Origin of the sequence: Bacillus sp. JS (assembly GCF_000259365.1) — a bacterium.
Taxonomy (GTDB): Bacteria; Bacillota; Bacilli; order Bacillales; family Bacillaceae; genus Bacillus; species Bacillus stercoris.
The window spans coordinates 1,012,065-1,036,964 of the sequence record NC_017743.1 but is presented as its reverse complement, the minus strand read 5'-3'; the positions used below and the strand labels follow the sequence as shown (position 1 = coordinate 1,036,964).

The following is a 24,900-nucleotide window of genomic DNA, read 5'->3' as shown; positions in this document are numbered from 1 at the left end:
ACAAAAAAGCTGTTTTGCATAAGCAAAACAGCTTTTTCATTAGTTTGCAATATCCCGTTTCATGAAGATTCCAAAAGCAAGCAGCAGGAAAATGATAAAGTAGATCGCAAGCATGACGATAGAAAACGTCATAGTCATCCCTTCTATTAACGGTGTCCCATCCACATACTGAGTTAAATCGACATTAGCAAACAATATATACTTTGCCCAGTCAAATTTCGCTGCAATAAATGCAGTGGCTGTCGTACCGGCAACCAATAAAAAGATGGAAAACCCTACTGCAAGAGAGCTGTTTCTGAATACTGCAGACAGCATAAACGCCATCGTCGCCACCATTAAGGCCGAGACGGATTCAGAAAGATACGTTGTGGCCAAATGACTCATCATGTTTTGCTCAATGACATGGCCATCCTTATAGATTAAATGAATATTCGCGGCGGTTTCACCACCCGTCCCGAAGAAAATCAACCCTAATAAAGTAGAACCGATAAATAAAATCAACAGCAATAGGAACCCAAACAGGAGAACTGTAATATATTTTGACATCAAAATTTGAAAACGGCTGAGCGGGCGGATCATTAACAGCTTAATCGTTCCCCAATTAAATTCGTTCGCGACAATTCCGGCTGCGATAATAATGGTAAACAGTCCGGTAAGGATGGTAAAACCTGCTGAATCCGTTACATAAGACCATACAGTATAGCCCGTGTCATTTGGGATGTTATGTTCAATGCGATAGTTGTTGAGTGTGATTATTTCTTTATATCCATCTTTCAGTGAAGGATCGTCTTTGATTTCTTTCTTTAATTCGGCGTTTTGTGCTTGAAGTTCTTGTTTCCAATGAGAATTTGCTTCACCGGCAGAAAAATGATTCGCCAAAAATGCAAATCCAACCATTGTTAGCCCCAGAATTCCGATCATCACCCATGTTCCGGCACGGCTGAAAATTTTGATCCACTCATTATAAATCAAATTAAGCATGCTGAACCTCCTCTTTTGTTTCACCTGTCATTTCTAAGAAACGGTCCTCTAATGATTTTGTTATAATCTTGACCTCGTAAATGCGGATTTGCTGCATCACCAGCAATTCAATAACCGCAGGGACTTCGTCTTTAGCCAGTTTGAGTTCTACACCATTTGTCTTACTCACTAAATCGTACTGTTTTAGCACGGAAGCTGCTTCGTTCGGCTGCTCAACCTGGAAGAAATATGTATCGTTCTCATCAATGTTTTCATCTTTTACATTTTGAATATCGATCAGCTTTCCTTTTTGCAGAATCGCAATGCGATCACACATCAGTTCCATCTCTGACAGCAGGTGGCTTGAAACGATGACAGCCATTCCTCTTTCTCGGGTCAGCTTCTTTAAATGATCTCTGATTTCCCTGATTCCCGCCGGATCAAGTCCATTTGTCGGTTCATCCAAGATCAGCACTTTCGGATCATGCAGAAGGCATTGTGCCAAGCCAAGACGCTGTCTCATTCCTAGAGAATATGTTTTCACCTTGTCGTGGATTCTGTCTGTTAAACCAACCAGCTCAACAACTTCATCAATTTTTTCCTTCGTAACACCCTTGACCATCCTTGCGTATTGCTGGAGATTTTTATATCCGCTTAAAAATTTATACAGCTCTGGATTCTCTACGATCGCTCCAATATGCTTAATCGCCTTGGCATATTCTTTCGTAATGGATTGACCGCAAATGAGGACATCACCTTTCGACAGCTTCATTAAGCCTACCATCATCCGGATGGTTGTCGTTTTCCCAGCTCCGTTTGGTCCCAAAAAACCGAATACTTCACCTTCACGAATCGTAAAACTGAGATCATCAATGATCGTTCGGCCTCTGATGTTTTTTGTCACATTTCTCAATTCCAACACTGTTTTCATCATATTCCTCCTCTTTCTAGCAAACTTCCATTTTTGATTTAAACCATTGCAAAACAGACATGCCTTCCTGTTCACGAATATCTTCTACTTCGCGCTGCGCCACTTTTTCTCCATTTGCGAGTATGATGACTTCGTCTAACAACGTCTCAATTTCATCAATTTCATGTGTCGCGATCACGACAATCTGCTGCTCAAAATCAATGTACGACACAAGGCTGTTTACGATGGAGTCCCTCATCATCGGATCAAGCCCCGAAAAAGGTTCATCAAGCAAGATGACGTCTGCCTGTCTCGCTAAAGCAAGAACGATTTTCAGCCTGCCCCGATTTCCTTTTGATAGCTTTTTGATCTTTTTTTCCGGATCCAGCTGCATCTCTTTCAATAGCCTATAAGCTTGTTCTGTTTGAAAATCAGGAAACTGCGACTGATAAAAATTCACCATATCTTTGACAGTGAAATCCGGATAAAACATATCAAGCTCAGTAAGATAAGCCGTTTGACGCACCATATCTCTCGTAGCTTGTTTTCCATCTACTTTTACAAACCCTGAAGTCGGAAACAAAAGGCCAGCCATCATTTTCAGGGTCGTTGACTTGCCGCTGCCGTTCGGTCCGATCAGACCATAAATCCGTCCAGATGATAGGGTAAATGAGACATCATCGACGGCCGTATGGCGGCCGTATTTTTTTGATACGTGTTCTAGCTTGATTTCCATTTTAACCTCCCTCTGTGAATGTTTTAATCCCCTCTACCATTTCCTCTTTCGTGAGCCCCAGCTCTTTCATTTGCTTGACAAAGCCTTCCAGGACTTCTCGTGTCAGCCTTTCTTTCAACTCGTCTACGATTTCAGCTTTTTCCGCAATAAACGTCCCTTGACCTCTTCTTGTCTCCACAATACCCAGCCTTTCCATTTCACTGTAAGTTCTTTGAATTGTATTGGGATTTACCTTAGTTTGAATCGCCATTTCTCTTACTGAAGGAAGCTTGTCTCCTGGGAGCAGCTCCTTCCTGACCAGCCTATAAAAGATCTGATCAGCGATCTGCAGATAAATCGGTTTCGAGGATTGAAATTGATTATCCATATTTACACCTCTACTTTACGATCAAGCAGTTTTGAAGCCATGATGAGCAGCAAGAACGTGATGACTAAGGTAATAGGAAACCCTAGCACAGACAGATGGATAGGTTTTAATTCCAATTTCCAAACGTTATGGAAGTGGAAATCAAAATTGCAATAGACTGTTACCGGCCAGAAATGCTTTTGAGATTCAACCAAAGGGCTTATGATGTATTCATCGAAGAATAACCACACTGCGACCAACAGAACCATCGCAGCCCATCGCATTCCGCGCCAATTCCTGAGAGCGTGAAAAACAGTCCAAAACACGATGACTGTTACTGACATATCTAACGAAGAAATAAGCCCATACATATTCAGCAAAGCCACTGTACTCGTTATATCAACTTGATGCTCCAGCAGATTTTTTACAGAGAGCATATGATACATCCATAGCCCATAGGCTGTTAATGCCAACTGAATCACAAATTGATAGAGCAAAGATGCTGCCAATTTAGAAGAAAACAGCCAGAAGCCGCCATTTGGATTGTACAGCCAAAGCTGTGATTTCCCTTCCTTGCGAAGGTGATAAAAAACAAAAACAGGAGATAAGAAAAGCAGAAAAAAAGCAACTGCAACAAAAAAACCAAAAATGACTAGAGGTTCTTTCGTGCGAGAAGCTATAATATGGCCTGTTCCCAATAAGAAAATGATTCCACATATCCATAATAGCAGCCACATTCTTGAAAGCTTGATATCTTTCTTTAATAAACCTAAAAAAGAATTCATGTCTTTACCTCCCGGAAAAAATCCTCGGTGTATGAGTAACATAGTACACTAGATCAAGATGGAATACAACATATTCCATGGATTTATTTGATAAAAACATAATTGGTGGAAACAGCAAAAAAGGCAAATCCGCCATGAGTAAACGGATTTGCCTTTTTCATTATTTTTTCTTGTTTTTCATAGAGAGCAGCGCATCACGATAGCTGCGGTCCTGCATTTTGTCACTTTCCTCAGTAACCTCTTCTTCTGCCTGATCTTCGTCAGAATGCTTAAACTTTTGCAGCGCCTGCCTGTAAATATCATCACCCATTGTGTTACGCTTCTCTTTTGGAGAATCATTTTCGACAACAGATGGCGTGTGCTCGGCAGCCCTTGCTTCAGCAGGGTATTGCGCTTCGTTTTTTTCCTCTTCTGGAGGTGCGATTCTATCAGTTGCTTCTTGCTTCTCAGGTCCAGGTGAGGCGCTGCGGACATTAAATGTAATAAGGGCCGCAATGACAATGACAGCAGCAATAATTGCTATAATAATGGCCATTTCAACCTCTCCTTACTGTCCTGCTGTTAGGTTTCCTGTGACTTGGCTGACACGTCTTCCCAACGCGCGTCCAAGCTGAATACCTTCCTCAGACATTAACTCATCACTATCAACCGGACAAGTGACGCCTGCTCCGTAATAAGAGCCATAAAGTGCGTTTTCAGGCACGTTGCCAGGCAGTCCGACAACGATCATTCCTTGGTGGAACATCGGCGTGATTAAATTGTGCATTGTCATTTCCAAGCCGCCGTGTGTTGTTGCCGTTGTGCAGAAAACAGCACCGACTTTGTTGATCAGTTCGCCTTCAGCCCACAAGTAACCAAGTCTGTCGATCCAAGCTTTAAGACCGGAGCTGATTGTTCCGAAATGCCCTGGGCATCCCCAAATAATCGCATCCATATCTTTAAGCTTGCGGATATCCGCCTGGTCTACATGGTCGATGAACACTTCAGCCGCGTCGTTTTCTCTCGCGCCGTCAGCAATCGCTTCTGCAAGCACTTTAGTATGTTCGCCTTCACTATCATACACTACATAAATTTTCATTCAGGAAACCTCCCTGTACAGATTAAGATTCCTTAGCTTCTTTAGGAGCAGGAAGTAATGAAAGCTCCTCTTTTTTCTTCTTACGCAATTTATCTTTTCTGACGTCACGCAGGAAGATACTTAAAATCAAACCTGCTACACAGAATAAGGTTGCCCACATAAAGGCATCATTTATCCCCATGACATTGGAATCGAGTGACGCGTGTTTATAAATATGTGAGTACACATACGTTTTCGCTGTATCATAAGACACATTCATATTCACCATTAAATTCGAAACTGCATTTTGGAACGCATGGAGGAAGTTCGGGTCCGCCGTGCTCGTTTTATCTGCAATTTGTGAATAATGGAATGTCGTCCGGTTTGTATAAATCGTCGTAATTAAACTTGTACCGATTGATCCGCTGATTTGGCGAAGCGTGTTGCTCATCGCCGTTCCGTGGCTGTTCAGACGGGCAGGAAGCTGGTTCATCCCGGCTGTCATGACTGGCATCATTAAGAGAGACATACCAAATGCACGGATTGAATAGATCAGCATGATGTGCGTATATGGTGTATCAATTGTCAATTGCGTGTATTGATAAGTTGTTACCACTGTCACAAGAAGCCCGATAATCGCAAGCGGTCTCGGTCCGAATTTATCGAACAAAATACCTGAGATCGGTGACATAATCAGCATGACAATCGCACCCGGAAGCAGAAGCAGACCGGATTGAAGTGCCGTAAAGCCGACCAGGTTTTGCAGATAGATCGGTAAAAGAAACATACCTGTGTAAAGTGCCACTGTAATAATGATATTAATGACACTCGAAAGTGAGAAAATGTCATATTTAAACACTCTGAAATCAAGCATTGGATCATCATGGCGCAATTGCTGAACAACAAAAGCAACAATTGCAATGACGCCGATAATAACTGTAGACAGTACAATCGGGTCGGTCCAGCCGTCAGATCCGGCTTCACTGACTCCGTATAATAAGGAGGCGAATCCGACAATCGAGAGAATGGCTCCCAGAGTATCGAGTTTGATTTTTTGCGGCTCCACCATATTTTTAAAGATGAAGAAAGCCACAATGATAACAATTGCGCCGATTGGCACAAGTCCGTAAAACATAATGCGCCATGTATAATGCTCAATAATCCACCCGGAAAGAGTCGGGCCGACCGCTGGAGCAAACATCATCGCAAGCCCGAAAATCCCCATTCCTTTCCCCCTGCTTTCAGGCGGGAAAATTAACAGAATGGTTGTCATAACGAGCGGCTGCAAGATACCTCCGCCCACGGCCTGAATCAAACGGCCGATCAGCATTGTAGAGAAGTTAGGTGCGATACCGCAGACTAACGTACCGAGCGTAAAACAGAACATCGCGACGAGAAAGAGACTCCGTTGGCCAAACCGTGTAATCAGGAAGGCAGATAACGGAATCAATACGCCGTTAACAAGCATGTAACCTGTTGTCAGCCACTGAATCGTCGTTGCACTTACGCCAAATTCAGTCATTAAATGCGGCATTGCAACGTTAAGCAATGTTTGGTTGAGAATTGCCAAAAATAAACCCGCCATTAGCACAATCAGCAATGACATAGGGCTTTTTGCATTTTTTTCTTTGCCTGTAGCCATCTAAGACAACCTCCTTTCATGGTTTGATGACTGATCTGTTTTACTCAGAAATTTTAACAGATGCATTCATACCAGGAAGCACCTTATCAGATGGGTTTTTGATTGAAATTTTCACTGGAATTTTTTGTGTTACTTTTGTGTAGTTTCCGCTTGAATTTGTAGAAGGAAGCATATCAAAAGTTGAGTTAGTCGCATATCCAATTTCTTCTACAGTACCGTCAAATGTTGTATCAGGGTCTCCGTCAACTACTACGTCTACACTATTTCCTACTTCAATATCCGCAATATCTGTTTCTTTAATATTTGCTGTGATGTATAGGTTGTCCATGTCAATCGTTTGTGCAATTGTTGTACCAGCTTGTACGGTTTGTCCGTTTTTCACTTCGTTTTTCACAATTGTTCCATCCATAATGGATTTTACGTCAACAGTTTGTTCACCTTTGATTTTTGCAACTGTGTCGCCTTTTTTCACTGTTTTTCCTTCGTCCAGATCCCAGTCAGATACTTTACCTGCTGCTGGAGCAGTAATAGCAGCCATATCGCCGGCTACTTTTGCTTCATCTGTTTTTACGTAGTTAGTGCTTTGATAATAGTAGTAAGCACCTCCAGCTATAATTGCAAGAACAACAATCAAACCGATAATGTTGGTCAGAATTAAACGTCCTCTGTTCATTTTGTTTTCTCCTTTCGTTTCATCCTCTATCATTTTGCGGAAAGCTGGTGAAAATATGTGAGAAGTTTTTAATTACCGCTTTTTTCTGAACAGCCTTCAGCAAGCTTCGTTAAGCTTCCGGCAAGTTTGCGCAAATACTGCAGCTGGGAGGTATCAAGCTTTTGGTACAAGCCCGCACCCATTTTTGCATATTGCACAGCGGCTTTTTCTATCAGTTCTTCCCCCTCTTCGGTTAACTGAATCATGACGATACGGCGGTCATCCGGACTGTCATATCGATTCATCAATTGGCGCTTATACAGAATATCTGTCATCCGCGTCACAGAAGCAGGCTTAAGATCAAGCGACATTGCCAGCTTGCTTAGCGGGGTGCTTCCGCTTTGATGAATTTTAAACATCAGCAAATATTGAAGGACTGTAATATCAAAAGGCTCAAGCACAATCTCCAATATCTTCTTCTGTTTTTTATAAATCGCCCGAGACGTATCGAAGAGCTGTTCAAAAGTGAGCAAAGCACGTTCTGATTCAGTCAACTCCTTTTCACCTCATTCCTCAATAATAGTTCACAAGATAAAATATTAATAAATGAAAGAAGATTTGTCAAAGGAAAAATTTCTTTTTCTCCCGTATTTTTTCCGCAAGCGTTTTCTTACTTTTATTAAATAAAAAAAAGCCCTGAAATGGGCTTTTCATTACGAAAATTGATGGCTTACACCAGACTCTTCATTTCTGAAAAAGCTCTTCAGCGCCTGAAAAACATCAGATTTCTGTTTTAAAATATAGTACTTAAATTTATCATCTTTCACATTTTTATATGCAGACATTAACGTTGAATGCCTGTTGTACTGATTGACCTCGCCGTAGCAGAATAGATTGGCCTTCTTCATAATATCATTAACCAATTTCACACAGCGCGCGTTGTCAGATGTCAGGTTGTCACCGTCAGAAAAATGAAACGGGTAAATGTTATAGCGAGCGGGATTGTACTTTTCATCAATAAGCTCAAGCGACTTCCGATATACGGAAGAACAAATGGTTCCGCCGCTTTCTCCCTTTGAGAAAAAATCCTCCTCCGAGACAACTCTTGCTTCTGTATGATGGGCAATAAATTCAATTTCCACAGTCTCGTATTTCGTCCGCAAAAAACGGGTCATCCAGAAAAAGAAGCTTCTGGCCATGTATTTTTCCCAAACCCCCATACTGCCGCTTGTATCCATCATTGCTAAAACGACAGCTTTTGATTCAGGCTTTGTGATGTCATTCCACGTCTTATACTTCAGGTCCTCCGGATAAATTGGATAGAACGACGGCTTTCCTGACATTGCGTTTCGTTTAAAGGCTGACATCATTGTTCTTTTCTTATCAATGTTACCGGTTAACCCTGTTTTACGAATATCATTAAACTCAATATCTGTATGAATAATATTGTCCCGCTCTTTTTGCTGGAGATTCGGAAGCTCTAATTCTTTAAAAAGCGCTTCTTCTAAATCCATTAATGAAACTTCCGCTTCATAATAATCCTCGCCTGCCTGATCACCGGCACCCTGCCCTTTTCCTGGCCCTTGTTTTTTGTCTGATCCATCCCGGGCCACAACATCACCAACCTGGCTGTCGCCGTCTCCTTGCCCTACATGTTTATTCTTATCATAGTTGTAACGGATTTTATACTCATCAAGTGAACGGATTGGGATTTTCACTACATCTTTTCCATTAGACATAATAATGCTTTCCTCAGTTACGAGGTCCGGAAGATTGTTTTTGATCGCTTCCTGCACCTTTTTCTGGTGACGCTGCTGGTCATCGAAGCCTTTGCGATGGAGGGACCAGTTTTCCTCAGAAATCAAAAAATGGCCGCTGTCATTTTGGGACATGAATTCCCCTCCTTAACCATTTGTGGTCGTGATACATACGTATTCCGGCTTGTGCCAGATTATGAAACAAGTCTTTTGAAAAGATTTATATTCATCATATGCACAAAAGCACATTTAATTGACAAACTATTTAGAAAATGGGACAAAATAACCCGCCCTATTCGGACGGGTCACGTTGCTTATCGGTTCAGCAGGCTGCCGACATATTTCAGCAGCTCATTGGCGCTCGTCGAGTTGTAGCCGTGCTCATCAATTAAACGGGCCACGACTTCATTTACCTTTTTCAGCTGCTGCTCATCCGGCGTTTTTGTTGAAGTCGTAATTTTAACGACATCCTTCAGATCAGCAAACAGCTTTTTCTGAATTGCTTCACGCAGTCTTTCATGGGAATTGTAATCAAACCGCTTGCCTTTTCTCGCATAGGCCGAGATGCGGATTAAAATTTCTTCGCGGAACGCTTTTTTGGCGTTTTCCGAAATGCCGATCTGCTCCTCGATGGATCTCATTAGCTTTTCGTCAGGGTTCATTTCTTCTCCTGTCAAAGGATCACGAAGCTTATTTTTATTGCAATAAGCCTCTACGTTATCGAGGTAATTGTCCATAAGTGTTTTTGCTGATTCTTCATACGAATACACAAACGCTTTTTGGACTTCCTTTTTCGCAATGTCGTCATATTCCTTGCGGGCGGCAGAAATAAAATTCAAATACCGCTCCCTGTCCTCGCTTGAAATTGATGGATGCTGATCAAGACCTTCTTTTAAGGAACGAAGGACATCGAGAGAATTAATTGACTCCATATTTTTTCTGATAATCGTTGAAGAAATCCGGTTGATCACGTACCGCGGATCAATGCCGCTCATTCCTTCATCATTATATTCTTTTTTCATATCCTCAACGTCGACGGAATTATATCCTTCCACACTTTCTCCATCATACAGTCTCATTTTCTTGACCAGATCAATATCCGACCGCTTTGGCTCTTTTAACCGGGTAAGGATTGAGAACATCGCGGCGACCTTCAAAGTATGAGGGGCAATATGAACATCCGACACATCGCTCTCTGCGATCATTTTTTCATAAATTCTCTCTTCCTCAGACACTTTTAAATTATAAGGAACCGGCATCACGATGATTCTCGAGTGCAGGGCTTCATTCTTCTTATTAGAAATGAATGAGCGATACTCCGTTTCATTCGTGTGCGCCACGATCAGCTCATCAGCAGAAATTAACGCAAACCGCCCCGCTTTAAAATTCCCTTCCTGTGTCAATGAAAGCAAATGCCAGAGAAATTTCTCATCACATTTCAGCATCTCCTGAAACTCCATCATCCCGCGGTTCGCTTTATTCAGCTCTCCGTCAAACCGGTAAGCGCGCGGATCTGATTCCGAACCGTACTCGGCGATTGTTGAGAAATCAATACTCCCGGTCAAATCGGCAATATCCTGAGATTTTGGGTCAGATGGACTGAATGTTCCAATTCCCGTACGCTTATCTTCTGAAAAGAAGATGCGCTCCACCTTCACATCCTCAATTCTTCCTCCGTACTCTTCCTCCAGCCTCATGACATTTAAAGGAGAAAGACTTCCCTCTATTCTAATACCGTATTCTCTGTAAAAGTCATCACGTAAATGGTGGGGGATTAAATGTAGAGGGTCCTCGTGCATCGGGCAGCCTTTAATCGCATATACAGCGCCATTATCTGTCAGCGTGTATGCTTCGAGACCTTTTTTAAGCATGGTGACCAACGTAGATTTACCGCCGCTCACAGGTCCCATCAACAATAGAATCCGCTTTCTGACATCTAGACGTTTGGCAGCCGGATGAAAATACTCTTCCACAAGACGCTCCAGAGATTCTTCAAGCCCAAACAGCTCACGGTCAAAAAAACTGTACTTCTTGCGTCCGTCAATCTCCTCTATCCCGCTGTCTTTTATCATATTAAAAACTCGAGAATGAGCAGATTGCGCGACCATCGGATTTTCTTTAATAATCTCCAAATAATCGGCGAAAGTTCCTTCCCATTTCAGCCGCTGCTCTTCCTCTCTGTACTGTTCAATTTTCTTTAATATATCCATAAGGACCTCCTCTATCATGTTTGATACACTATGCAAATAAGGTACTTTGTTACAATCTATGCCGCCAACTCGTGATACATGCTTTGGTTTCTTAAAAATAAAGATACTTATACATCGTTGACAAGGCAGACTGCGACCGTTCATAATAAAGAAAATACAGAATCATCCAGACTCGGACAGCACGGAAAAATTGAGGAGGGGGAGAGACGGTGAAAACAATCATCATGATGGGGGTCATTGTCACTTTTTTAGTATCAATTTTTACTGCAGGATACGATAGCAAGCCTGGAAAAGAATAAAAAAGGGTGCTCCTGAAAGAGCACCCTTTTTGTATAACAGAACAATATTTTACAGTTTTGTTTTTTCTTTAATCTGTGAATGTTGATCACATTCGTATCTGTTTTCGTACTCAATTGTTCCGATACTGCATCCCGGCCCGATAATCACTTCTTTTCCCCTGACAACTGCCGCATCGGTATTCTCCAAATAAACCTTATCTCCTTCTATGACGTCTGCGATCAGTTTCACTTTCTTCCGGTTAAAAAAGCTCGTGCGTCTTTTCACAGTAATTGTTGTTCCGCCGATTTCGCGCACATGGCTTATATCATGGCTCAATCCTAGCTTGATGTCACCAGCATTTAATAACCCTGATACATCAACACAGCCTGTTCCATGGAACCTTTCTGTTTCACAATCACCTTTTACGCTAAGCTTCCCTTTCACATCGCACGATTCTCCAGTCATACTCCCGGAAATCTCTGTCAGGCCCTTCAAATTAAAGCGATCAAATTGAAGTGAGCCGCTGACTTTCATTGTGCCAAAAATATTGATTCTTCCCGCGGTCAGATTGCCTTTAAACTCACTTTCTCCGAACACACGCAGCCGCTCAGTCTCTGCAGTCCCGAGAAAGCAGCCTGTTCCGAATATGCGGCAGCCCGCAGCAGACAGCCCATCACCGACCACACCTTCACCTTTGATGACGACATTGTGATACGCGCCTCCGGCGGCATGGCCAGCGCCATATAATTTTAAATTTCCCAGTTTTGTTGTCTCCATTTCGATCCTCCTCACACCTTCGTGCATGTTTCTACCAATGCGCTTGGATCACAAGTATAGTCGCCGCTGTATTCGACGGTTTCAATCCGGCAATCCGGACCGATTATCACTTTATTTCCGCGCACGGTTTTCGCCTTTGTATTTGTCAATTCAATCACGTCACCTTCGATCAGCTCTGCCGTTAGAACAGGCTGCGGCATCAATCTGAGTAATGTCAGCATTCCTTTTCTGCAGGTCACTTGAAGATGGCGGCAGCCGATCTCCCGTACATCGCTTTCCCCGGAACAAAGCTTAATGGTCACTTGGTCTGCATTTAAAAGACCGCTGATTTTGCATTTCCCTTCTGATTGAAAGGTTTCCGTTTCGCAATCCGCTTCCATGACGGTTTTTCCGCTAATGTCAATCTCATCAGCCTTGACAGTCCCGCCAAATGTTGATGATCCAGCGATTTTTAATTGTTTAGCTGTTGCCTCTCCTTGAATAAAACCAGTTCCATTAATCCGAATAGATTCAGCTTCAACGTCTCCATGTATCTTTCCAGAACCGCTGATGGTTACCGCTTTCGCTTTGACGCTGCCGTCAGCTTTTCCCGTTCCATTAAAAGAAAAAGTGTCACACTCCACGTCTCCAGCCACTGTTCCGCTTCCGTTAATCTCAACTGATTGAAATGTTCCTCCCTTTGAGCTTCCCGATCCGTTTATCACCAGCTTTTCCACTACATCCATTGTTGGCCCTCCTGCATATATGTTGTTTTTAATTCCTCTGAAGCTTTTAATAAATCTACCCGTTCCACAACCTTGACGGATGATTCAAACAAAATGCTGTCCGCCGCAGCCGCTATAAAACAAGTTGTAACACCGAGCTTGCGCAGCACAATCAGTTCCGTCTGTTTTTCAATCTTTTCAGTATCATGCTTCTTTAATACCTCTGCAGCCATTTTTGCTTCTGCCAAGCTGACATTTCCAGACTGCAGCAGTCCTTCAAGCACATACAGCGACAGCAAGTCGCGGGATGAAAAAACCGGACTACTTCCGTCTTCTGAATAGACTTCAAGTGCAGGCTTTGAGATCAACCCTTTACGAAGCAATTCATCAGCGGTCATGCTGACATCCTTCATCTTCGGTGACAGCATTTCCCTCATTTCGTCCAGAGACAAGTTTTCCTTCATTTTTTGAATCATTGAGATACGTTTTAAAATATCCTCCCTCGGAAAAAACGTCTCCTGCCCTGTGAAAGTGGATTTGCGAATAAACCATTCCTCGGGTATTAAATTTTTTCGCTTCCATCGATACAGCTGACCGTATGAAATCGATGTTCTTTCAAGTAATTCTTTTTTAGAGATTAATTGTTCCTCCATAAGTCCAGCTCCTTTGATGGGTACATTGTAACATAACACTGTTACGTTGTTAAGCCCGAAAACGAAACAAAGTATTTCAACAGGCACAAAAAAACCGCCCATCAGCGATGAGCGGGTTTTTCACTATTTTAAATCACGGTAATTTTGCTGACGCAGCGCTTCATAAACGAGAATCGCGGCAGTGTTGGACAGGTTTAACGATCTGACGTGCTCTGTCATTGGAAGACGCAGGCAGCGGTCCATATTATTTTGAATTAAATCCTTTGGCAAACCGCTTGTTTCTCTTCCGAACACAAAGAAATAATCCTCGTCAAGATCAGTGTAATCAAATGATGTATGAGGCTGCTGGCCAAATTTCGTAATAAAGAAAAATTGGCCTTTTTCATATGCTTCAAACAATTCCTCTAACGAATCATGATACACAACATTAACAAACTCCCAATAATCGAGTCCGGCACGCTTCAGCATTTTATCATCCGTTGAAAAGCCGAGCGGACGAATCAGGTGGAGCGTAGTATTGGTTGCTGCACAAGTACGCGCAATATTCCCTGTGTTAGCGGGAATTTCTGGTTGATATAAAACGACATGTAATGCCACAATGTTCACCTCTGTTTTTCTTATCCGCCCATCATTATAACATTAATTACTCTTTTGTCGTATCATCAACGATATGAAAAAAAGCATATCGTATTGACGGCGTGTATGCCGTTGAATCCTCATATGACCAATACCTCATCCGGCTGTCATAGGTCTGGGCGTTAACAAGCGGCATATTGCCTTTGTCCTTTGCCACGACAATCGTTGTATGATTAAACCGGCCGTCTCCTTCGAAGTCATAGCAAATCACATCGCCCGGCATCAGTTCTTCCGCTGATTTCACCCGCACCGCACGCAGTCCGGCCTTTGAATTCGACAAATACATTTTCATCGAATGAGCCACCGTCCAGCTGTAGCTCCATGAGCTTTGTTTCATCCACCAGCCTGACCCCCTGTTCGGGTGGCCGCGCATCGGCGCGCCTCCCGCATGAAGACACTGAGAAATAAAATTGGTACAGTTATCGCTGAAATTTTTATAAGCAGGATTGCGCTTGTTCCAATATTTTTCGGCATATTGTACAGCGCCGAGACGATCGTATTGAAAAGCCCTGCCAAACGCTTCTCTTTCCTCTTCAGAATAGTCAATAATACTGGTCCCTTCATGAAATCCAGCCGGCTTTTTCGCAACTTCCTGATCACTAATCAAAATGTGATCATACAGGAAAGCCCTTCGCTCCTCTATGTGCTCTTCTATATACAAGCTGTCGTCCTGTTCCTTACACAAGTATTCGTAATGGATGGTATACGTAAGGCAGGTCGTTCCGTCATCCTCAACCTGCACATGATTAATCACGGCCTTTGCTTTCGCTTTTATGATGTCAACTTTACGTTTTTCCAGAAGCTTTTTCTTACGCTCCATGACTTTAAGGTCTCCGACTTGAGACTCCTGTCTCATATCATGCCCGTTAACCAGAAAGCCCAGCCGCTCCTCCACTAATTGTTCTAAAATGTGCTTCAAGCTCACCCCACCCGCCATACTTTTTTATAGAGAAAAAACACTTGGATGATCTCAAGTGTTTTTTCCTTCTGCTCTATACGTATGTCAGGACAGGCCTTGTTTAGTCATGCCTGAAGCTTTTAGCAACTCAATTCCTTTTTCAATTTCCAGCTTTGCCTCTTCATCCTTCTCTTTTTCCAGCGCTTTTTCAAGCTCTTCCGCGTATACGGTGTCTCCGATTTTACCGATTGCCCATGCGGCTGTCCCCCTGATGACAGGGCGCGGGTCCTTGTGCATCAGATCCGTCAACTCGGGCAGTGCGGAAGTATCCTTAAAATGCGCAAGGGCGAGAATGGCGTTTCGCTGAATCGGTTTTTTCCCGCGCCAAGAACCTGAGACATGTCCGAATTTCTCCTTAAATTCCCGATTGCTGATGGTCAAGAGCGGCTTCAATAACGGTTTGGCAATCTCAGGATCAGGCTCCATTTCCGGATGAAGATGAAAGTCCTTCCCTTTATTGAGAGGACATACCGTTTGGCACGTATCGCACCCATACAGGCGGTTTCCGATCTTTGTCCGGAATTCATCAGGCAAAAATCCTTTTGTCTGGGTCAGAAAAGAGATGCAGCGCTGCGCATTAAGCTGCCCCGGATTAACCAATGCCCCCGTCGGACAGGCGTCCAAACATTTCGTGCAGGACCCGCACATATCTTCAATCGGCACATCAGGCTCAAAAGGAATATTTGTGATCATTTCCGCCAAATACACATAAGAGCCATACTCTGGCGTTGTGATCATACAGTTTTTCGCACTGAATCCGATGCCGGCACGTTCCGCAACGGCGCGATCAGACAATTCACCTGTATCAACCATTGACTTCGTTCTGATATCCTCATGCTTGCTTTTTAGAAATTCCTCCAGCAGATCGAGCTTTTCCCTCAGCACATCATGATAGTCTTTGCCCCAGGAGGCTCTGCAAAAAATGCCCCTGCGCTCAGATCTCGTGCTTCTTGGCGCATCCTTCATTCTGGAAGGATATGCGAGAGCAATCGCCACTATTGATTTCGCTTTCGGCAACAGAAGCTTCGGCGTCACCCTTTTCTCAATATCCGGCTCTTCAAAGCCGGAGAGATAGCCGAGTGATTCTTGAAGAATCAAACGGTCTTTTAAACTGTCAAAAGTATCAGCGGTCGTAAAACCAATCTTGTCCACGCCAATGCTTTTCGCGTATTCAATTAATTCTTCTTTGAGCTGATAAACGTTCATGTTTTGCACAGCCTCCTTTCTTTGTGATAAAACGATACAGCGTTTATAATAGGTTGATATCACGTAACTGGAGTGAATGCTAGTGAATATCAAACTTGATTCTGTTATTACTGAACGTGCGGCTGGCTTACATGCAGCAGCTGTCATTTATGAGAATATCGAAGTCGGCTCCTCACCGCAAATGCTGAAAGGCAGACTCCGTCTATTCCAGGAGTCCCTGTTTTTCGACTATGCAGACGGCGGTATACCCGATGAACCCTTCGTCAAGGAATGGCGGGAACTCTTTAAACAGCTTAACCCTTCATTTGAGGGAGAAACAACCCCAATGGAGGACATGCTGAACCCGATATCAAAAGAACAATTCATGGAAAGTAAGGACTCGGCCCATGACACAATCGATTTTTTCGCATTAAAATATTCTCTGCCCATTATGATTTATGATGCCGGAAAGCTTCATGAGTCTGTCCGGATCTCATTGGGAGAAAAAGAAAACATCCTGCTTTTCTCTGATGAAAACGGCATTTTTGGCGATTTTAAAAACAGCTTCAATCAACATCCCGTTTCAAACGAGACCAAAAATATGCTACAAATCATTTTTTTCCCGCCATCCATTGAGAAAAGCAGCGCTGTTAAACTCTTATCATCATTAACGAAAATGTTTGAACAAATTCACGGCGGCACCCATACAGTACATTGGCTTACGTAAAAGAACACGAATAACGTGTTCTTTTTTACATAAAAAAACGCAATACTTCGTTTATCTGAGAAACGAAACACTGCGTTAATAACGTATGTATGGAGCGGGTGATGAGAATCGAACTCACGACATCAGCTTGGAAGGCTGAGGTTTTACCACTAAACTACACCCGCATTTGTGAATGTCAGTAACAGTACCGCTTTGACTGTTCTTATATTACAGGTTTATTTATTTTTCGTCAAGGGAATATAAAAATTTTGTCGAAAAAAAGTTATCTTTTTGTAAATTTGTTAAGTAACATTTACATAATGTTAAGTATACTATACAATATAATGAAACAAGAAAGTGAAGGGGACAGACGTCATGATGAAAAATAAAGTAAAAGAGCTGAGGGCACGCTTCGGCTATTCTCAGGAAAAACTCGGAGAAACGGTCGGCGTCACAAGACAGACTGTGGCAGCCATTGAAAAAGGCGATTATGTTCCCTCACTGCTGTTAGCATTGAAAATCTGCAAAGCCTTCTCCATGAAAATGGAGGATGTCTTTTGGTTAGAGGAGGAAAACTAAGATGAGCATGAAAACAAAAGCAGCTTTTCAACTGGTGTTATTTGGCCTTGCATGCTGGACGCTGATTTCATACTTTGAAGCCTCGGAAGGCATAGCATCTTTTTTCCGCACAAAGAGCGGCGGGACGGTGTTTGAAATAAACCTCACCCCCTTTGTTCTGTTTATTGCGGCGACTGCGGTTTATTTGTACTTACAGAAAAAAAGCCGCCCTGCCAGAAAGCAGCTTCTTCTGCCTGATGAATTTGAAGAGCAGGATGAAAGAGAGCAGATGATGACGGCAAAAGCATGCCGCGCTTCATATATCGCTGTCTACTTCTCGCTGCCTGCCGCTGCGGTGCTTCTCATTTTTTATCCGCTTTTTCAATCGCGCATACCGTTTTTCCCTATTATTATTGTGTTTGTCATCATGATCATCCAGCACCTTTCCTACGTCATCTCTTTCAAGAAAAACGAAAAAAACTCCGGCGCACTGTAATCGGCCGGAGTTTTTTCTTACCAGCTTGCTTTTTTCACACCGGGAATCTGGCCTTTATGGGCCAGCTCCCTAAAAGCGATTCTGGACATTTTAAACTTTCTCATATATCCTCTCGGGCGCCCCGTTACCATGCAGCGATTGTGGAGCCTTCCCGGCGCTGAATCTTTTGGCAGCTTGCTGAGTGCCTCGTAATCTCCTTTTTCCTTCAACTGGCGTCTGATATCAGCGTATTGTTCAACAAGCTGTTGTCGTTTTAACTCTTTTGCCACTTTTGATTTTTTAGCCAAGTCACATAGCCTCCTCATCAAATCGAAATTATTACGATTTAAAATGTATCATGCTCCCTTTAAAAAAGCAAGCATACCGCTTTGTAAAACAGACGGCCTGAAGCCGCCCGTTTCTAATGATGCAATTTCACATAATACAGTAACGCATCTTGATGCTTAATGAGCTCTTTTTTATGTTCAGAGGTATGCATTGTCTCGTCAGTCCCTCTAATACTGCTGCCGATCAAAACAGGCTTCTCGAAAGAAATCGGTTCCGGCGATGAAATATTCTGAGTCATTTCCTGTGTTGCGCTATCGTCACGTTTCACCGATGAATCAGCTGCTATATTTCCCTGTTTATCCACAATGCCAAAATGAATGGTGGTGTGTTTATCCTTTCCTTCCCCCTCTTCATTCACAAAATAAACGAATTGTATGGTATCGGTTTTTTCCTCTGAATAATCTGCACGAACTGGACCAACCGTCTCAACAAGCTTTCCCTTTTGATAATGTTCGATGTACATGTCAGCTGAAGAAATACCTTCACCGATATTGACGGCTTCAGCAGTGAATGCCTGTGAAGCTGCAACATCCATTCTGTTTTTTTCAAAATCTGGTATGTCCGCTGCTTTGATTTCCATCTGTTTTGAATGTCCGCATGCTGACAGCATAGCTATCAGGCAAATGACTGCTGCGCTTCTCAATGTTTTCAGAAAAACAGCCCCCTTTTTGAAAATCATACCATATTCGGGGGCTGTATTTTAATTAAACTCATGCATTTTTCTCTTTGACAAAATAAGTGTTTCCTACTGCTTCTCCCCTTTTGTTCTGAAGCTTTCTCGTCCGATCGTTTTCAAACGGCAAAAGTGGAAATACAAGCTCTGCAAAATAATACGCTTCTTCTAGATGCGGATAGCCGGAGAATATAAATGATTCTATGCCGAGTGCCTGATACTCCGCTATCCGGTCGGCAATAGTCTGCGGATCACCGACAAGGGCTGTTCCTGCCCCTCCTCTGACCAGACCGATCCCCGCCCACAGATTCGGGCTGATTTCAAGCTTCGTCCGATCGCCTTGATGAAGAACGGCCATCCGCTGCTGGCCTGAAGAGTCGTAACGGCTTAAAGCAGCCTGCGCTTTGGCAATGGTGTCATCATCCAAGTGGCTGATCAAGCGCTCAGCCGCTTCCCACGCCTCTTGTTCAGTTTCACGGGCAATGACATGCAGCCTAATGCCAAACCGGACAGATCTCCCTTCTTTTTCCGCCTGCTTTTTGACTCTCTCAATCTTTTCTTTTACTTGTTCAGGCGACTCCCCCCATGTCAAGTACACGTCTGTATGCTTTGCGGCAGCTTCAATCCCTGCCTGCGACGATCCACCGAAATAGATAGGCGGATGCGGCGCTTGCTGCGGCGGGAAAAGCAGATTGCTGTTTTCCACTTTTATATGCTTTCCTTCATAGGAAACCGTTTCTCCCTGCAAAAGTTTTCGCCAAACGGTTAAAAATTCGTCTGTTGCTTCATAGCGCTCATCATGACTGATAAACAGGCCATCACCTGCCAACTCATACGGATCGCCACCTGCCACAACGTTGATCAGCAGCCGTCCGTCTGAAATGCGGTCTAGGGTGGATGTCATTCTGGCTGCTAAAGAAGGCTGCATTAAACCAGGTCTTACCGCGACTAAAAACTTCAAGTCCTTTGTTTCTCCTGCCAGCGCCGACGCTGTAAGCCACGGATCCTCGCACGATCTTCCCGTCGGCAGAAGAACCCCTGTATATCCCAGCCTGTCTGCCGCCTGCGCGATTTGTTTAAAGTAAAGATGATCCGCAGTCCGTCCATCAATTTCAGATCCTAAATATCTCGCGTCTCCATGAGTCGGTATAAACCAAAGAATTTCCATATTCATCCCCCTTAGATACTCTATCCTTCGTAGCTGTTTCTCCACTTTAACAGCTTTCGTTCAAGCAGCCTGACGAAGGAATCCGTCAGCTTTCCAACCACTGCAAAAATGATAATCCCTGCAAAGACTTTGTTCGTTTGTGAAAATTGTCTCGCATCCATAATCATATAGCCGACTCCCGAGCTTGAGCCCATCAGCTCTGCTACAACGAGCCCGAGCCATGCAATGCCGAGCGATAAGCGAATGCCTAGCAATATATTGGGCAGGGCTGCCGGCAATATCACTTTGGTTATCTGCTGATACCATTTAAATTCAAGGACCCGAGCGACTTCAAACAGCTTCGCATCAACTCCGCGGATACCGTTAAACGTATTGATATAGACGGGAAAGAAGGCACCGAGCGCAATCAGCAAAATTTTAGATACTTCGTCAAATCCGAACCATAAAATAAACAGCGGCGTGACGGCCAAATGAGGTACCGTTCTAAGCATTTGCAACGACGGATCAAGATACAGCTCCGTTCGTTTTGAGAATCCGGCCAAAATCCCGATTATCAATCCAAGTCCCGCGCCAAGCAAAAAACCAAGCGCCGCCCGATAAATGCTGATTTGCAGATGGCCGAACAGCTCACCGGACAAAATAAGCTCCTTAAAGGTCAGGACAATCGTCACAGGCGTAGGCAGCACTGTAGCGGACACAAGCCCCAGCGCGCCGATAATCTGCCAGATGGCAATGATGGCAGCTGGCAGTAAAAGCCCCTTCGTCCAGCCATACTTCTTCCTTCCGGGCTTTTTTCGCACTGCTTCCGCATTCGTTTTGGGCAGCGAGCCCGCAGCCTCTGCTTTCATCACTGATCACCTCCTGAGGAATATTCCTTTAATGCTTTTTTGATAAAAGTGTTATCCACAACATCCTTCACATCAATCTTCTTATCTATTGCCTGCGTTCGAAATTGAAAATCTGCTGTTTCCTGCTGTGCTTTCACAATATCGTCACTAATGACCTCATTCAGGGGCTCAGTATTCTTCAGCACATTTTCGACGACCTTTTTATCGAGATCTTTAATGTCTGCATACAGTTCTGCTGCTTCATCCAAATGTTCCTTTTGCCATACAACAGCCTTATTAAACACCTTCAGAAAACGGACCACTTCGTCTGGATGCTCTTCTGAAAACTTGGTTCTTACTAAAGTAAAGCCCGGTGAATATAAATCTGTGCTTTCTCCGTTCACAAGGATTTTTGCTCCGTGTTTCATAGTTTCTAATGACAAGTACGGCTCCCAAATGGACCAGGCATCAACAGATCCGTTTTCAAACGCCGAAGCCGCTTCATCAGGCTGAAGCTGAATAATTGTCACATCATTAGCTGACAACCCGACTTGATCAAGCGCTTTATACAAAAAATCAAACCCGCTGCTGCCTTTGGCGACTGCAATTTTCTTCCCCTTTAAGCCCTTAACGTCTTGAATGCCGCTGTTTTGATTGACAAGGATGCCGTTTGCTTTCAAACCGTCCTGTGACAAACCGATTTCTTTAAAGTCAATGCCTGCCGCCTGTCCAGCGATCACAGGCGAATTGCCGACCTGAGAAAAATCAAGTTTGTCTGCCGCAAGGCCTTCAAATTGGGGCGGACCGCTTTGAAACTCCACCCATTTCACTTTGATGCCTTCTTTTTCAAATGCATCTTCGAACCAGCCTTTCTCCTTCGCGATCAAAAGCGGGCTTAAACTTTGCTGAATACCAATACGAATTTCCTTCAATTGTTTGTGATCACCATTGGCTCCGTTTGCTCCGCAGCCTGCGAGCAGAAAAATAACGGCAGCCAATACAATGAGCCTTTTTTTCATTTCCGCTTCCGCCCTTTCTATATCCCTGATCCTTCAGCGTACACCAAATCTTCTGTTTTCTCGAATTCCGACAGCACTTTCTGCCTGATCGCTTGGAAATCCGGAGTCGTCCGGTTCCGCGGATACGCCAAGTGAATGGGCATCAGCTTATGGATTTTCCCCGGTTTGGCCTTAAGGATCGCAAGCTCATTTCCTAAATAAACAGATTCATCTATATCGTGAGTCACGAGAATCATCGTTGTTTTTTTCCTCCTCCATATCTCCAGCAGCACGTCCTGCAGATGTTTTCTTGTAAAAGCATCAAGTGCACCAAACGGTTCATCTAAAAGCAGCACCTCAGGCTCCCGCAGAAGGGCCCGGGCAATGGCAACTCTTTGTGACATGCCGCCTGACAGCTCGCGCGGATATGCTTTTTCCGATCCTTTCAATCTGACAATCTCGATCAGTTCATCCACCTTCTGTTTGACTTTTGGGTCCTTCAAATTCAAGTCGGCGGCAATATTCTGCTCAACTGTCAGCCAAGGAAAGAGGCGGTGCTCCTGAAAAATAAATCCTTGCTGAATCCCCGGAGCTGTTACGCTGCGGCCGTTGATTTCAACACTCCCGTCATATTCAGAATCAAGTCCCGCAATAATCTTTAACAAGGTGCTTTTCCCGCACCCGCTCGGTCCGATAAGCGTTAAAAATTCACCTGGTGCGATTGATAATTGTATGTTCTCTAAGACCGTGTTTTTGCGGCCCTCTTGAACAAATGACTTTTCTTTGATGCTGATGGTCACAGCCACTTTTATCCCCTCTTTCTGCCAACCCCGCCTTCAAAAAACAAAAAGGCCCCCATCTCTGTTCTTGTAGAGATGAGAGCCTTCGGCGGTCCGATCAGCTGCCCAATTGTTTTTTTGTTTGAATAACATGTTAATTCAAATTATTCCGATATGTCAACTCTTTTTTAAAATATGGCTTTTGACATCCTTGTTTATCACTTACTCTGCTTGTTTCGCAAGTAGAGTAGAAAAAATGATTTCTTCGAAAATTATTAAATGCTATGAAACAGCTGATATAACAAGGTTTTTCACCATTTTCAATACTAGATATCGCTTAATAGAGATAACTATTTTATAATAATTATAAAATAATATTGACTTTTTACTTAGAGATGATATTATGTTCTTATAAATTCCAAGAGGTGATAACATGAGTTCAAATAAACTGACAACTAGCTGGGGCGCTCCGGTTGGAGATAACCAAAACTCAATGACTGCCGGTTCTCGTGGACCAACTTTAATTCAAGATGTACATTTACTCGAAAAATTGGCCCATTTCAACCGAGAACGTGTTCCTGAACGTGTTGTTCACGCTAAAGGAGCAGGCGCACACGGATATTTTGAAGTGACAAACGACGTAACAAAATATACGAAAGCCGCTTTCCTTTCTGAAGTCGGCAAACGCACACCGCTGTTCATCCGTTTCTCAACAGTTGCCGGTGAACTTGGCTCGGCTGACACAGTTCGCGACCCACGCGGATTTGCTGTTAAATTTTATACCGAAGAAGGAAACTACGACATCGTCGGCAACAATACGCCGGTATTCTTTATCCGCGATGCGATTAAGTTCCCTGATTTCATCCATACACAGAAAAGAGATCCAAAAACACACCTGAAAAATCCTACGGCTGTATGGGATTTCTGGTCACTTTCACCAGAGTCGCTGCACCAAGTGACAATCCTGATGTCTGACCGCGGAATTCCTGCGACACTTCGCCACATGCACGGCTTCGGAAGCCATACATTCAAATGGACAAATGCCGAAGGCGAAGGCGTATGGATTAAATATCACTTTAAAACAGAACAAGGCGTGAAAAACCTTGATGTCAATACGGCAGCAAAAATTGCCGGTGAAAATCCTGATTACCATACAGAAGACCTTTTCAACGCAATCGAAAACGGTGATTACCCTGCATGGAAACTATATGTGCAAATCATGCCTTTAGAAGATGCAAATACGTACCGTTTCGATCCGTTTGATGTCACAAAAGTTTGGTCTCAAAAAGACTACCCGTTAATCGAGGTCGGACGCATGGTTCTAGACAGAAATCCGGAAAACTACTTTGCAGAAGTAGAACAAGCGACATTCTCACCTGGAACACTCGTGCCTGGTATTGATGTTTCACCGGATAAAATGCTTCAAGGCCGACTGTTTGCTTATCATGATGCACACCGCTACCGTGTCGGCGCAAACCATCAAGCGCTGCCAATCAACCGTGCACGCAACAAAGTGAACAATTATCAGCGTGATGGACAAATGCGTTTTGACGATAATGGCGGCGGATCTGTATACTACGAGCCTAACAGCTTCGGCGGCCCGAAAGAGTCACCTGAGGATAAGCAAGCAGCATATCCGGTACAAGGTATCGCTGACAGCGTAAGCTACGATCACAACGATCACTATACACAAGCCGGTGACCTATATCGTTTAATGAGCGAAGATGAACGTACCCGCCTTGTTGAAAATATTGTTAACGCTATGAAGCCGGTAGAAAAAGAAGACATCAAGCTCCGTCAAATCGAGCACTTCTATAAAGCGGACCCTGAATACGGAAAACGCGTCGCAGAAGGCCTTGGATTGCCGATTAAAAAAGATGCTTAATCGAAATGCAAAAACCCGCTGAAATCAGCGGGTTTTTTTATATTTAGTTACGCATTGCGTATGCTTCTCATCAATCTTCATATAAATTTCCTCCATGAGCTCCGCGCTGTTTATAATCTCTCGTTTGTTTTTTTCAATCAGCAGCTCGAGCGGCAAAATCTGATTCCCGTAGGTTTTTCGCTTCCTGAATCGTTTTCTTCCCTTTTCTTTTTTGACCCCCATCAATAATCCCTCCT

Annotated in this window: 29 protein-coding genes, 1 tRNA gene and 1 pseudogene; 4 read left to right on the top strand and 27 right to left on the bottom strand. The window is 43.5% G+C overall.

Features of this window, described 5'->3' with window-relative positions:
- Window positions 1-39 precede the first annotated feature (39 nt).
- The 19 genes and pseudogenes from MY9_RS05190 to queG form a co-directional block, all read right to left on the bottom strand.
- On the bottom strand, window positions 40-981 hold the full coding sequence (locus tag MY9_RS05190; RefSeq protein WP_014663313.1) for an ABC transporter permease: 942 nt from the start codon (window positions 979-981) through the stop codon (window positions 40-42).
- On the bottom strand, window positions 974-1,891 hold the full coding sequence (locus tag MY9_RS05185; RefSeq protein WP_014663312.1) for an ABC transporter ATP-binding protein: 918 nt from the start codon (window positions 1,889-1,891) through the stop codon (window positions 974-976). Before MY9_RS05185 ends, MY9_RS05190 begins: the two co-directional genes overlap by 8 nt.
- A gap of 16 nt (window positions 1,892-1,907) precedes the next feature.
- On the bottom strand, window positions 1,908-2,606 hold the full coding sequence (locus tag MY9_RS05180; RefSeq protein WP_014663311.1) for an ABC transporter ATP-binding protein: 699 nt from the start codon (window positions 2,604-2,606) through the stop codon (window positions 1,908-1,910).
- Between the two features lies 1 nt (window position 2,607).
- Window positions 2,608-2,973 (bottom strand): GntR family transcriptional regulator, encoded by a 366-nt coding sequence (locus tag MY9_RS05175; protein WP_014663310.1) that lies wholly within the window; start codon window positions 2,971-2,973, stop codon window positions 2,608-2,610.
- Window positions 2,974-2,975: 2 nt separating this feature from the next.
- Window positions 2,976-3,737: a hypothetical protein gene (locus MY9_RS05170; protein WP_014663309.1), complete on the bottom strand. Its 762-nt coding sequence runs from the start codon at window positions 3,735-3,737 to the stop codon at window positions 2,976-2,978.
- Window positions 3,738-3,741: 4 nt separating this feature from the next.
- A pseudogene (locus tag MY9_RS21085) lies at window positions 3,742-3,898 on the bottom strand (hypothetical protein).
- Window positions 3,898-4,272 (bottom strand): hypothetical protein, encoded by a 375-nt coding sequence (locus MY9_RS05165; protein WP_014663308.1) that lies wholly within the window; start codon window positions 4,270-4,272, stop codon window positions 3,898-3,900. The pseudogene MY9_RS21085 and the gene MY9_RS05165 overlap by 1 nt, the downstream one beginning before the upstream one ends.
- 12 nt (window positions 4,273-4,284) lie before the next feature.
- The gene (locus MY9_RS05160) at window positions 4,285-4,815 is read right to left on the bottom strand and encodes an NAD(P)H-dependent oxidoreductase (RefSeq protein ID WP_014663307.1); all 531 of its coding nucleotides are present in this window, start codon (window positions 4,813-4,815) and stop codon (window positions 4,285-4,287) included.
- 22 nt (window positions 4,816-4,837) lie between these two features.
- Complete coding sequence (locus MY9_RS05155; protein ID WP_014663306.1) at window positions 4,838-6,436, bottom strand: MFS transporter; 1,599 nt, start codon at window positions 6,434-6,436, stop codon at window positions 4,838-4,840.
- Between the two features lie 40 nt (window positions 6,437-6,476).
- Window positions 6,477-7,142: an HlyD family efflux transporter periplasmic adaptor subunit gene (locus MY9_RS05150; RefSeq protein ID WP_014476241.1), complete on the bottom strand. Its 666-nt coding sequence runs from the start codon at window positions 7,140-7,142 to the stop codon at window positions 6,477-6,479.
- 35 nt (window positions 7,143-7,177) lie between these two features.
- Window positions 7,178-7,642 carry a MarR family transcriptional regulator gene (locus tag MY9_RS05145; RefSeq protein WP_003233431.1) on the bottom strand — a complete coding sequence of 155 codons (465 nt, stop codon included), beginning with the start codon at window positions 7,640-7,642 and terminating at the stop codon, window positions 7,178-7,180.
- Between the two features lie 159 nt (window positions 7,643-7,801).
- Window positions 7,802-8,980, bottom strand: a complete 1,179-nt coding sequence (gene yhbH, locus MY9_RS05135; protein ID WP_014663305.1) for a sporulation protein YhbH — start codon at window positions 8,978-8,980, stop codon at window positions 7,802-7,804.
- Between the two features lie 179 nt (window positions 8,981-9,159).
- Window positions 9,160-11,055 carry a serine/threonine protein kinase PrkA gene (prkA, locus tag MY9_RS05130; RefSeq protein WP_003224051.1) on the bottom strand — a complete coding sequence of 632 codons (1,896 nt, stop codon included), beginning with the start codon at window positions 11,053-11,055 and terminating at the stop codon, window positions 9,160-9,162.
- Window positions 11,056-11,403: 348 nt separating this feature from the next.
- Window positions 11,404-12,111 carry a hypothetical protein gene (locus tag MY9_RS05125; RefSeq protein ID WP_041521275.1) on the bottom strand — a complete coding sequence of 236 codons (708 nt, stop codon included), beginning with the start codon at window positions 12,109-12,111 and terminating at the stop codon, window positions 11,404-11,406.
- 11 nt (window positions 12,112-12,122) lie between these two features.
- A complete protein-coding gene (locus tag MY9_RS05120; protein ID WP_014663303.1) occupies window positions 12,123-12,836 on the bottom strand; it encodes a bactofilin family protein in 714 nt (237 codons plus the stop codon).
- Entirely contained in the window at window positions 12,827-13,468 is a 642-nt protein-coding gene (locus MY9_RS05115; RefSeq protein ID WP_041521274.1) for a YhbD family protein, read from the bottom strand. The genes MY9_RS05120 and MY9_RS05115 overlap by 10 nt, the downstream gene beginning before the upstream one ends.
- 123 nt (window positions 13,469-13,591) lie before the next feature.
- On the bottom strand, window positions 13,592-14,074 hold the full coding sequence (gene trmL, locus MY9_RS05110; RefSeq protein ID WP_003233442.1) for a tRNA (uridine(34)/cytosine(34)/5-carboxymethylaminomethyluridine(34)-2'-O)-methyltransferase TrmL: 483 nt from the start codon (window positions 14,072-14,074) through the stop codon (window positions 13,592-13,594).
- A gap of 37 nt (window positions 14,075-14,111) precedes the next feature.
- The gene (locus tag MY9_RS05105) at window positions 14,112-15,041 is read right to left on the bottom strand and encodes an amidase domain-containing protein (protein ID WP_014663301.1); all 930 of its coding nucleotides are present in this window, start codon (window positions 15,039-15,041) and stop codon (window positions 14,112-14,114) included.
- Between the two features lie 66 nt (window positions 15,042-15,107).
- Window positions 15,108-16,268, bottom strand: a complete 1,161-nt coding sequence (queG, locus tag MY9_RS05100; RefSeq protein ID WP_014663300.1) for a tRNA epoxyqueuosine(34) reductase QueG — start codon at window positions 16,266-16,268, stop codon at window positions 15,108-15,110.
- Window positions 16,269-16,350: 82 nt separating this feature from the next.
- Between queG and MY9_RS05095 the strand changes: the two genes are divergently transcribed.
- Window positions 16,351-16,974, top strand: coding sequence for a B3/B4 domain-containing protein (locus MY9_RS05095; protein WP_014663299.1), 624 nt, complete (start codon window positions 16,351-16,353; stop codon window positions 16,972-16,974).
- A gap of 90 nt (window positions 16,975-17,064) precedes the next feature.
- On the opposite strand, the gene MY9_RS05090 is transcribed toward MY9_RS05095, so the two are convergent.
- Window positions 17,065-17,138: transfer RNA gene (locus MY9_RS05090), tRNA-Gly, on the bottom strand.
- Window positions 17,139-17,331: 193 nt separating this feature from the next.
- On the opposite strand from MY9_RS05090, the gene MY9_RS05085 reads away from it, so the two are divergent.
- A complete protein-coding gene (locus tag MY9_RS05085) occupies window positions 17,332-17,532 on the top strand; it encodes a helix-turn-helix transcriptional regulator (protein WP_009966860.1) in 201 nt (66 codons plus the stop codon).
- A 1-nt stretch (window position 17,533) separates the two neighbouring features.
- Window positions 17,534-18,007, top strand: coding sequence for a hypothetical protein (locus MY9_RS05080; RefSeq protein WP_014663298.1), 474 nt, complete (start codon window positions 17,534-17,536; stop codon window positions 18,005-18,007).
- A gap of 17 nt (window positions 18,008-18,024) precedes the next feature.
- Here MY9_RS05080 and rpsN read toward each other — a convergent pair whose 3' ends face one another.
- The 6 genes from rpsN to MY9_RS05050 all read right to left on the bottom strand — a co-directional run bounded on the left by rpsN (window position 18,025) and on the right by MY9_RS05050 (window position 22,806).
- Entirely contained in the window at window positions 18,025-18,294 is a 270-nt protein-coding gene (gene rpsN / locus MY9_RS05075; RefSeq protein ID WP_014663297.1) for a 30S ribosomal protein S14, read from the bottom strand.
- Window positions 18,295-18,407: 113 nt separating this feature from the next.
- Window positions 18,408-18,944, bottom strand: a complete 537-nt coding sequence (locus MY9_RS05070) for a hypothetical protein (RefSeq protein ID WP_041521494.1) — start codon at window positions 18,942-18,944, stop codon at window positions 18,408-18,410.
- Window positions 18,945-19,044: 100 nt separating this feature from the next.
- Window positions 19,045-20,175 (bottom strand): FMNH2-dependent alkanesulfonate monooxygenase, encoded by a 1,131-nt coding sequence (gene ssuD / locus MY9_RS05065; protein WP_014663295.1) that lies wholly within the window; start codon window positions 20,173-20,175, stop codon window positions 19,045-19,047.
- A gap of 20 nt (window positions 20,176-20,195) precedes the next feature.
- The gene (locus tag MY9_RS05060) at window positions 20,196-21,026 is read right to left on the bottom strand and encodes an ABC transporter permease (RefSeq protein ID WP_081483603.1); all 831 of its coding nucleotides are present in this window, start codon (window positions 21,024-21,026) and stop codon (window positions 20,196-20,198) included.
- Window positions 21,023-22,021 carry an aliphatic sulfonate ABC transporter substrate-binding protein gene (locus MY9_RS05055; RefSeq protein WP_014663293.1) on the bottom strand — a complete coding sequence of 333 codons (999 nt, stop codon included), beginning with the start codon at window positions 22,019-22,021 and terminating at the stop codon, window positions 21,023-21,025. Before MY9_RS05055 ends, MY9_RS05060 begins: the two co-directional genes overlap by 4 nt.
- Window positions 22,022-22,038: 17 nt before the next feature.
- Window positions 22,039-22,806, bottom strand: a complete 768-nt coding sequence (locus tag MY9_RS05050) for an ABC transporter ATP-binding protein (RefSeq protein WP_014663292.1) — start codon at window positions 22,804-22,806, stop codon at window positions 22,039-22,041.
- A gap of 406 nt (window positions 22,807-23,212) precedes the next feature.
- Here MY9_RS05050 and katA point away from each other — a divergent pair, with 406 nt between their 5' ends.
- On the top strand, window positions 23,213-24,664 hold the full coding sequence (gene katA / locus MY9_RS05045; RefSeq protein WP_014663291.1) for a catalase KatA: 1,452 nt from the start codon (window positions 23,213-23,215) through the stop codon (window positions 24,662-24,664).
- A 24-nt stretch (window positions 24,665-24,688) separates the two neighbouring features.
- On the opposite strand, the gene senS is transcribed toward katA, so the two are convergent.
- Window positions 24,689-24,886, bottom strand: a complete 198-nt coding sequence (senS, locus tag MY9_RS05040) for a transcriptional regulator SenS (RefSeq protein ID WP_003245192.1) — start codon at window positions 24,884-24,886, stop codon at window positions 24,689-24,691.
- Window positions 24,887-24,900: the final 14 nt, after the last annotated feature.

Bases quoted from the DNA above. Each gene is read 5' to 3' on its own strand.
- MY9_RS05190 (WP_014663313.1), bottom strand. From the start codon at position 981: ATGCTTAATTTGATTTATAATGAGTGGATCAAAATTTTCAGCCGTGCC.
- MY9_RS05185 (WP_014663312.1), bottom strand. From the start codon at position 1,891: ATGAAAACAGTGTTGGAATTGAGAAATGTGACAAAAAACATCAGAGGC.
- MY9_RS05180 (WP_014663311.1), bottom strand. From the start codon at position 2,606: ATGGAAATCAAGCTAGAACACGTATCAAAAAAATACGGCCGCCATACG.
- MY9_RS05175 (WP_014663310.1), bottom strand. From the start codon at position 2,973: ATGGATAATCAATTTCAATCCTCGAAACCGATTTATCTGCAGATCGCT.
- MY9_RS05170 (WP_014663309.1), bottom strand. From the start codon at position 3,737: ATGAATTCTTTTTTAGGTTTATTAAAGAAAGATATCAAGCTTTCAAGA.
- MY9_RS05165 (WP_014663308.1), bottom strand. From the start codon at position 4,272: ATGGCCATTATTATAGCAATTATTGCTGCTGTCATTGTCATTGCGGCC.
- MY9_RS05160 (WP_014663307.1), bottom strand. From the start codon at position 4,815: ATGAAAATTTATGTAGTGTATGATAGTGAAGGCGAACATACTAAAGTG.
- MY9_RS05155 (WP_014663306.1), bottom strand. From the start codon at position 6,436: ATGGCTACAGGCAAAGAAAAAAATGCAAAAAGCCCTATGTCATTGCTG.
- MY9_RS05150 (WP_014476241.1), bottom strand. From the start codon at position 7,142: ATGATAGAGGATGAAACGAAAGGAGAAAACAAAATGAACAGAGGACGT.
- yhbH (WP_014663305.1), bottom strand. From the start codon at position 8,980: ATGTCCCAAAATGACAGCGGCCATTTTTTGATTTCTGAGGAAAACTGG.
- prkA (WP_003224051.1), bottom strand. From the start codon at position 11,055: ATGGATATATTAAAGAAAATTGAACAGTACAGAGAGGAAGAGCAGCGG.
- MY9_RS05125 (WP_041521275.1), bottom strand. From the start codon at position 12,111: ATGGAGACAACAAAACTGGGAAATTTAAAATTATATGGCGCTGGCCAT.
- MY9_RS05120 (WP_014663303.1), bottom strand. From the start codon at position 12,836: ATGGATGTAGTGGAAAAGCTGGTGATAAACGGATCGGGAAGCTCAAAG.
- MY9_RS05115 (WP_041521274.1), bottom strand. From the start codon at position 13,468: ATGGAGGAACAATTAATCTCTAAAAAAGAATTACTTGAAAGAACATCG.
- MY9_RS05105 (WP_014663301.1), bottom strand. From the start codon at position 15,041: ATGGCGGGTGGGGTGAGCTTGAAGCACATTTTAGAACAATTAGTGGAG.
- queG (WP_014663300.1), bottom strand. From the start codon at position 16,268: ATGAACGTTTATCAGCTCAAAGAAGAATTAATTGAATACGCGAAAAGC.
- MY9_RS05085 (WP_009966860.1), top strand. From the start codon at position 17,332: ATGAAAAATAAAGTAAAAGAGCTGAGGGCACGCTTCGGCTATTCTCAG.
- MY9_RS05080 (WP_014663298.1), top strand. From the start codon at position 17,534: ATGAGCATGAAAACAAAAGCAGCTTTTCAACTGGTGTTATTTGGCCTT.
- MY9_RS05070 (WP_041521494.1), bottom strand. From the start codon at position 18,944: ATGCTGTCAGCATGCGGACATTCAAAACAGATGGAAATCAAAGCAGCG.
- ssuD (WP_014663295.1), bottom strand. From the start codon at position 20,175: ATGGAAATTCTTTGGTTTATACCGACTCATGGAGACGCGAGATATTTA.
- MY9_RS05055 (WP_014663293.1), bottom strand. From the start codon at position 22,021: ATGAAAAAAAGGCTCATTGTATTGGCTGCCGTTATTTTTCTGCTCGCA.
- katA (WP_014663291.1), top strand. From the start codon at position 23,213: ATGAGTTCAAATAAACTGACAACTAGCTGGGGCGCTCCGGTTGGAGAT.
- senS (WP_003245192.1), bottom strand. From the start codon at position 24,886: ATGGGGGTCAAAAAAGAAAAGGGAAGAAAACGATTCAGGAAGCGAAAA.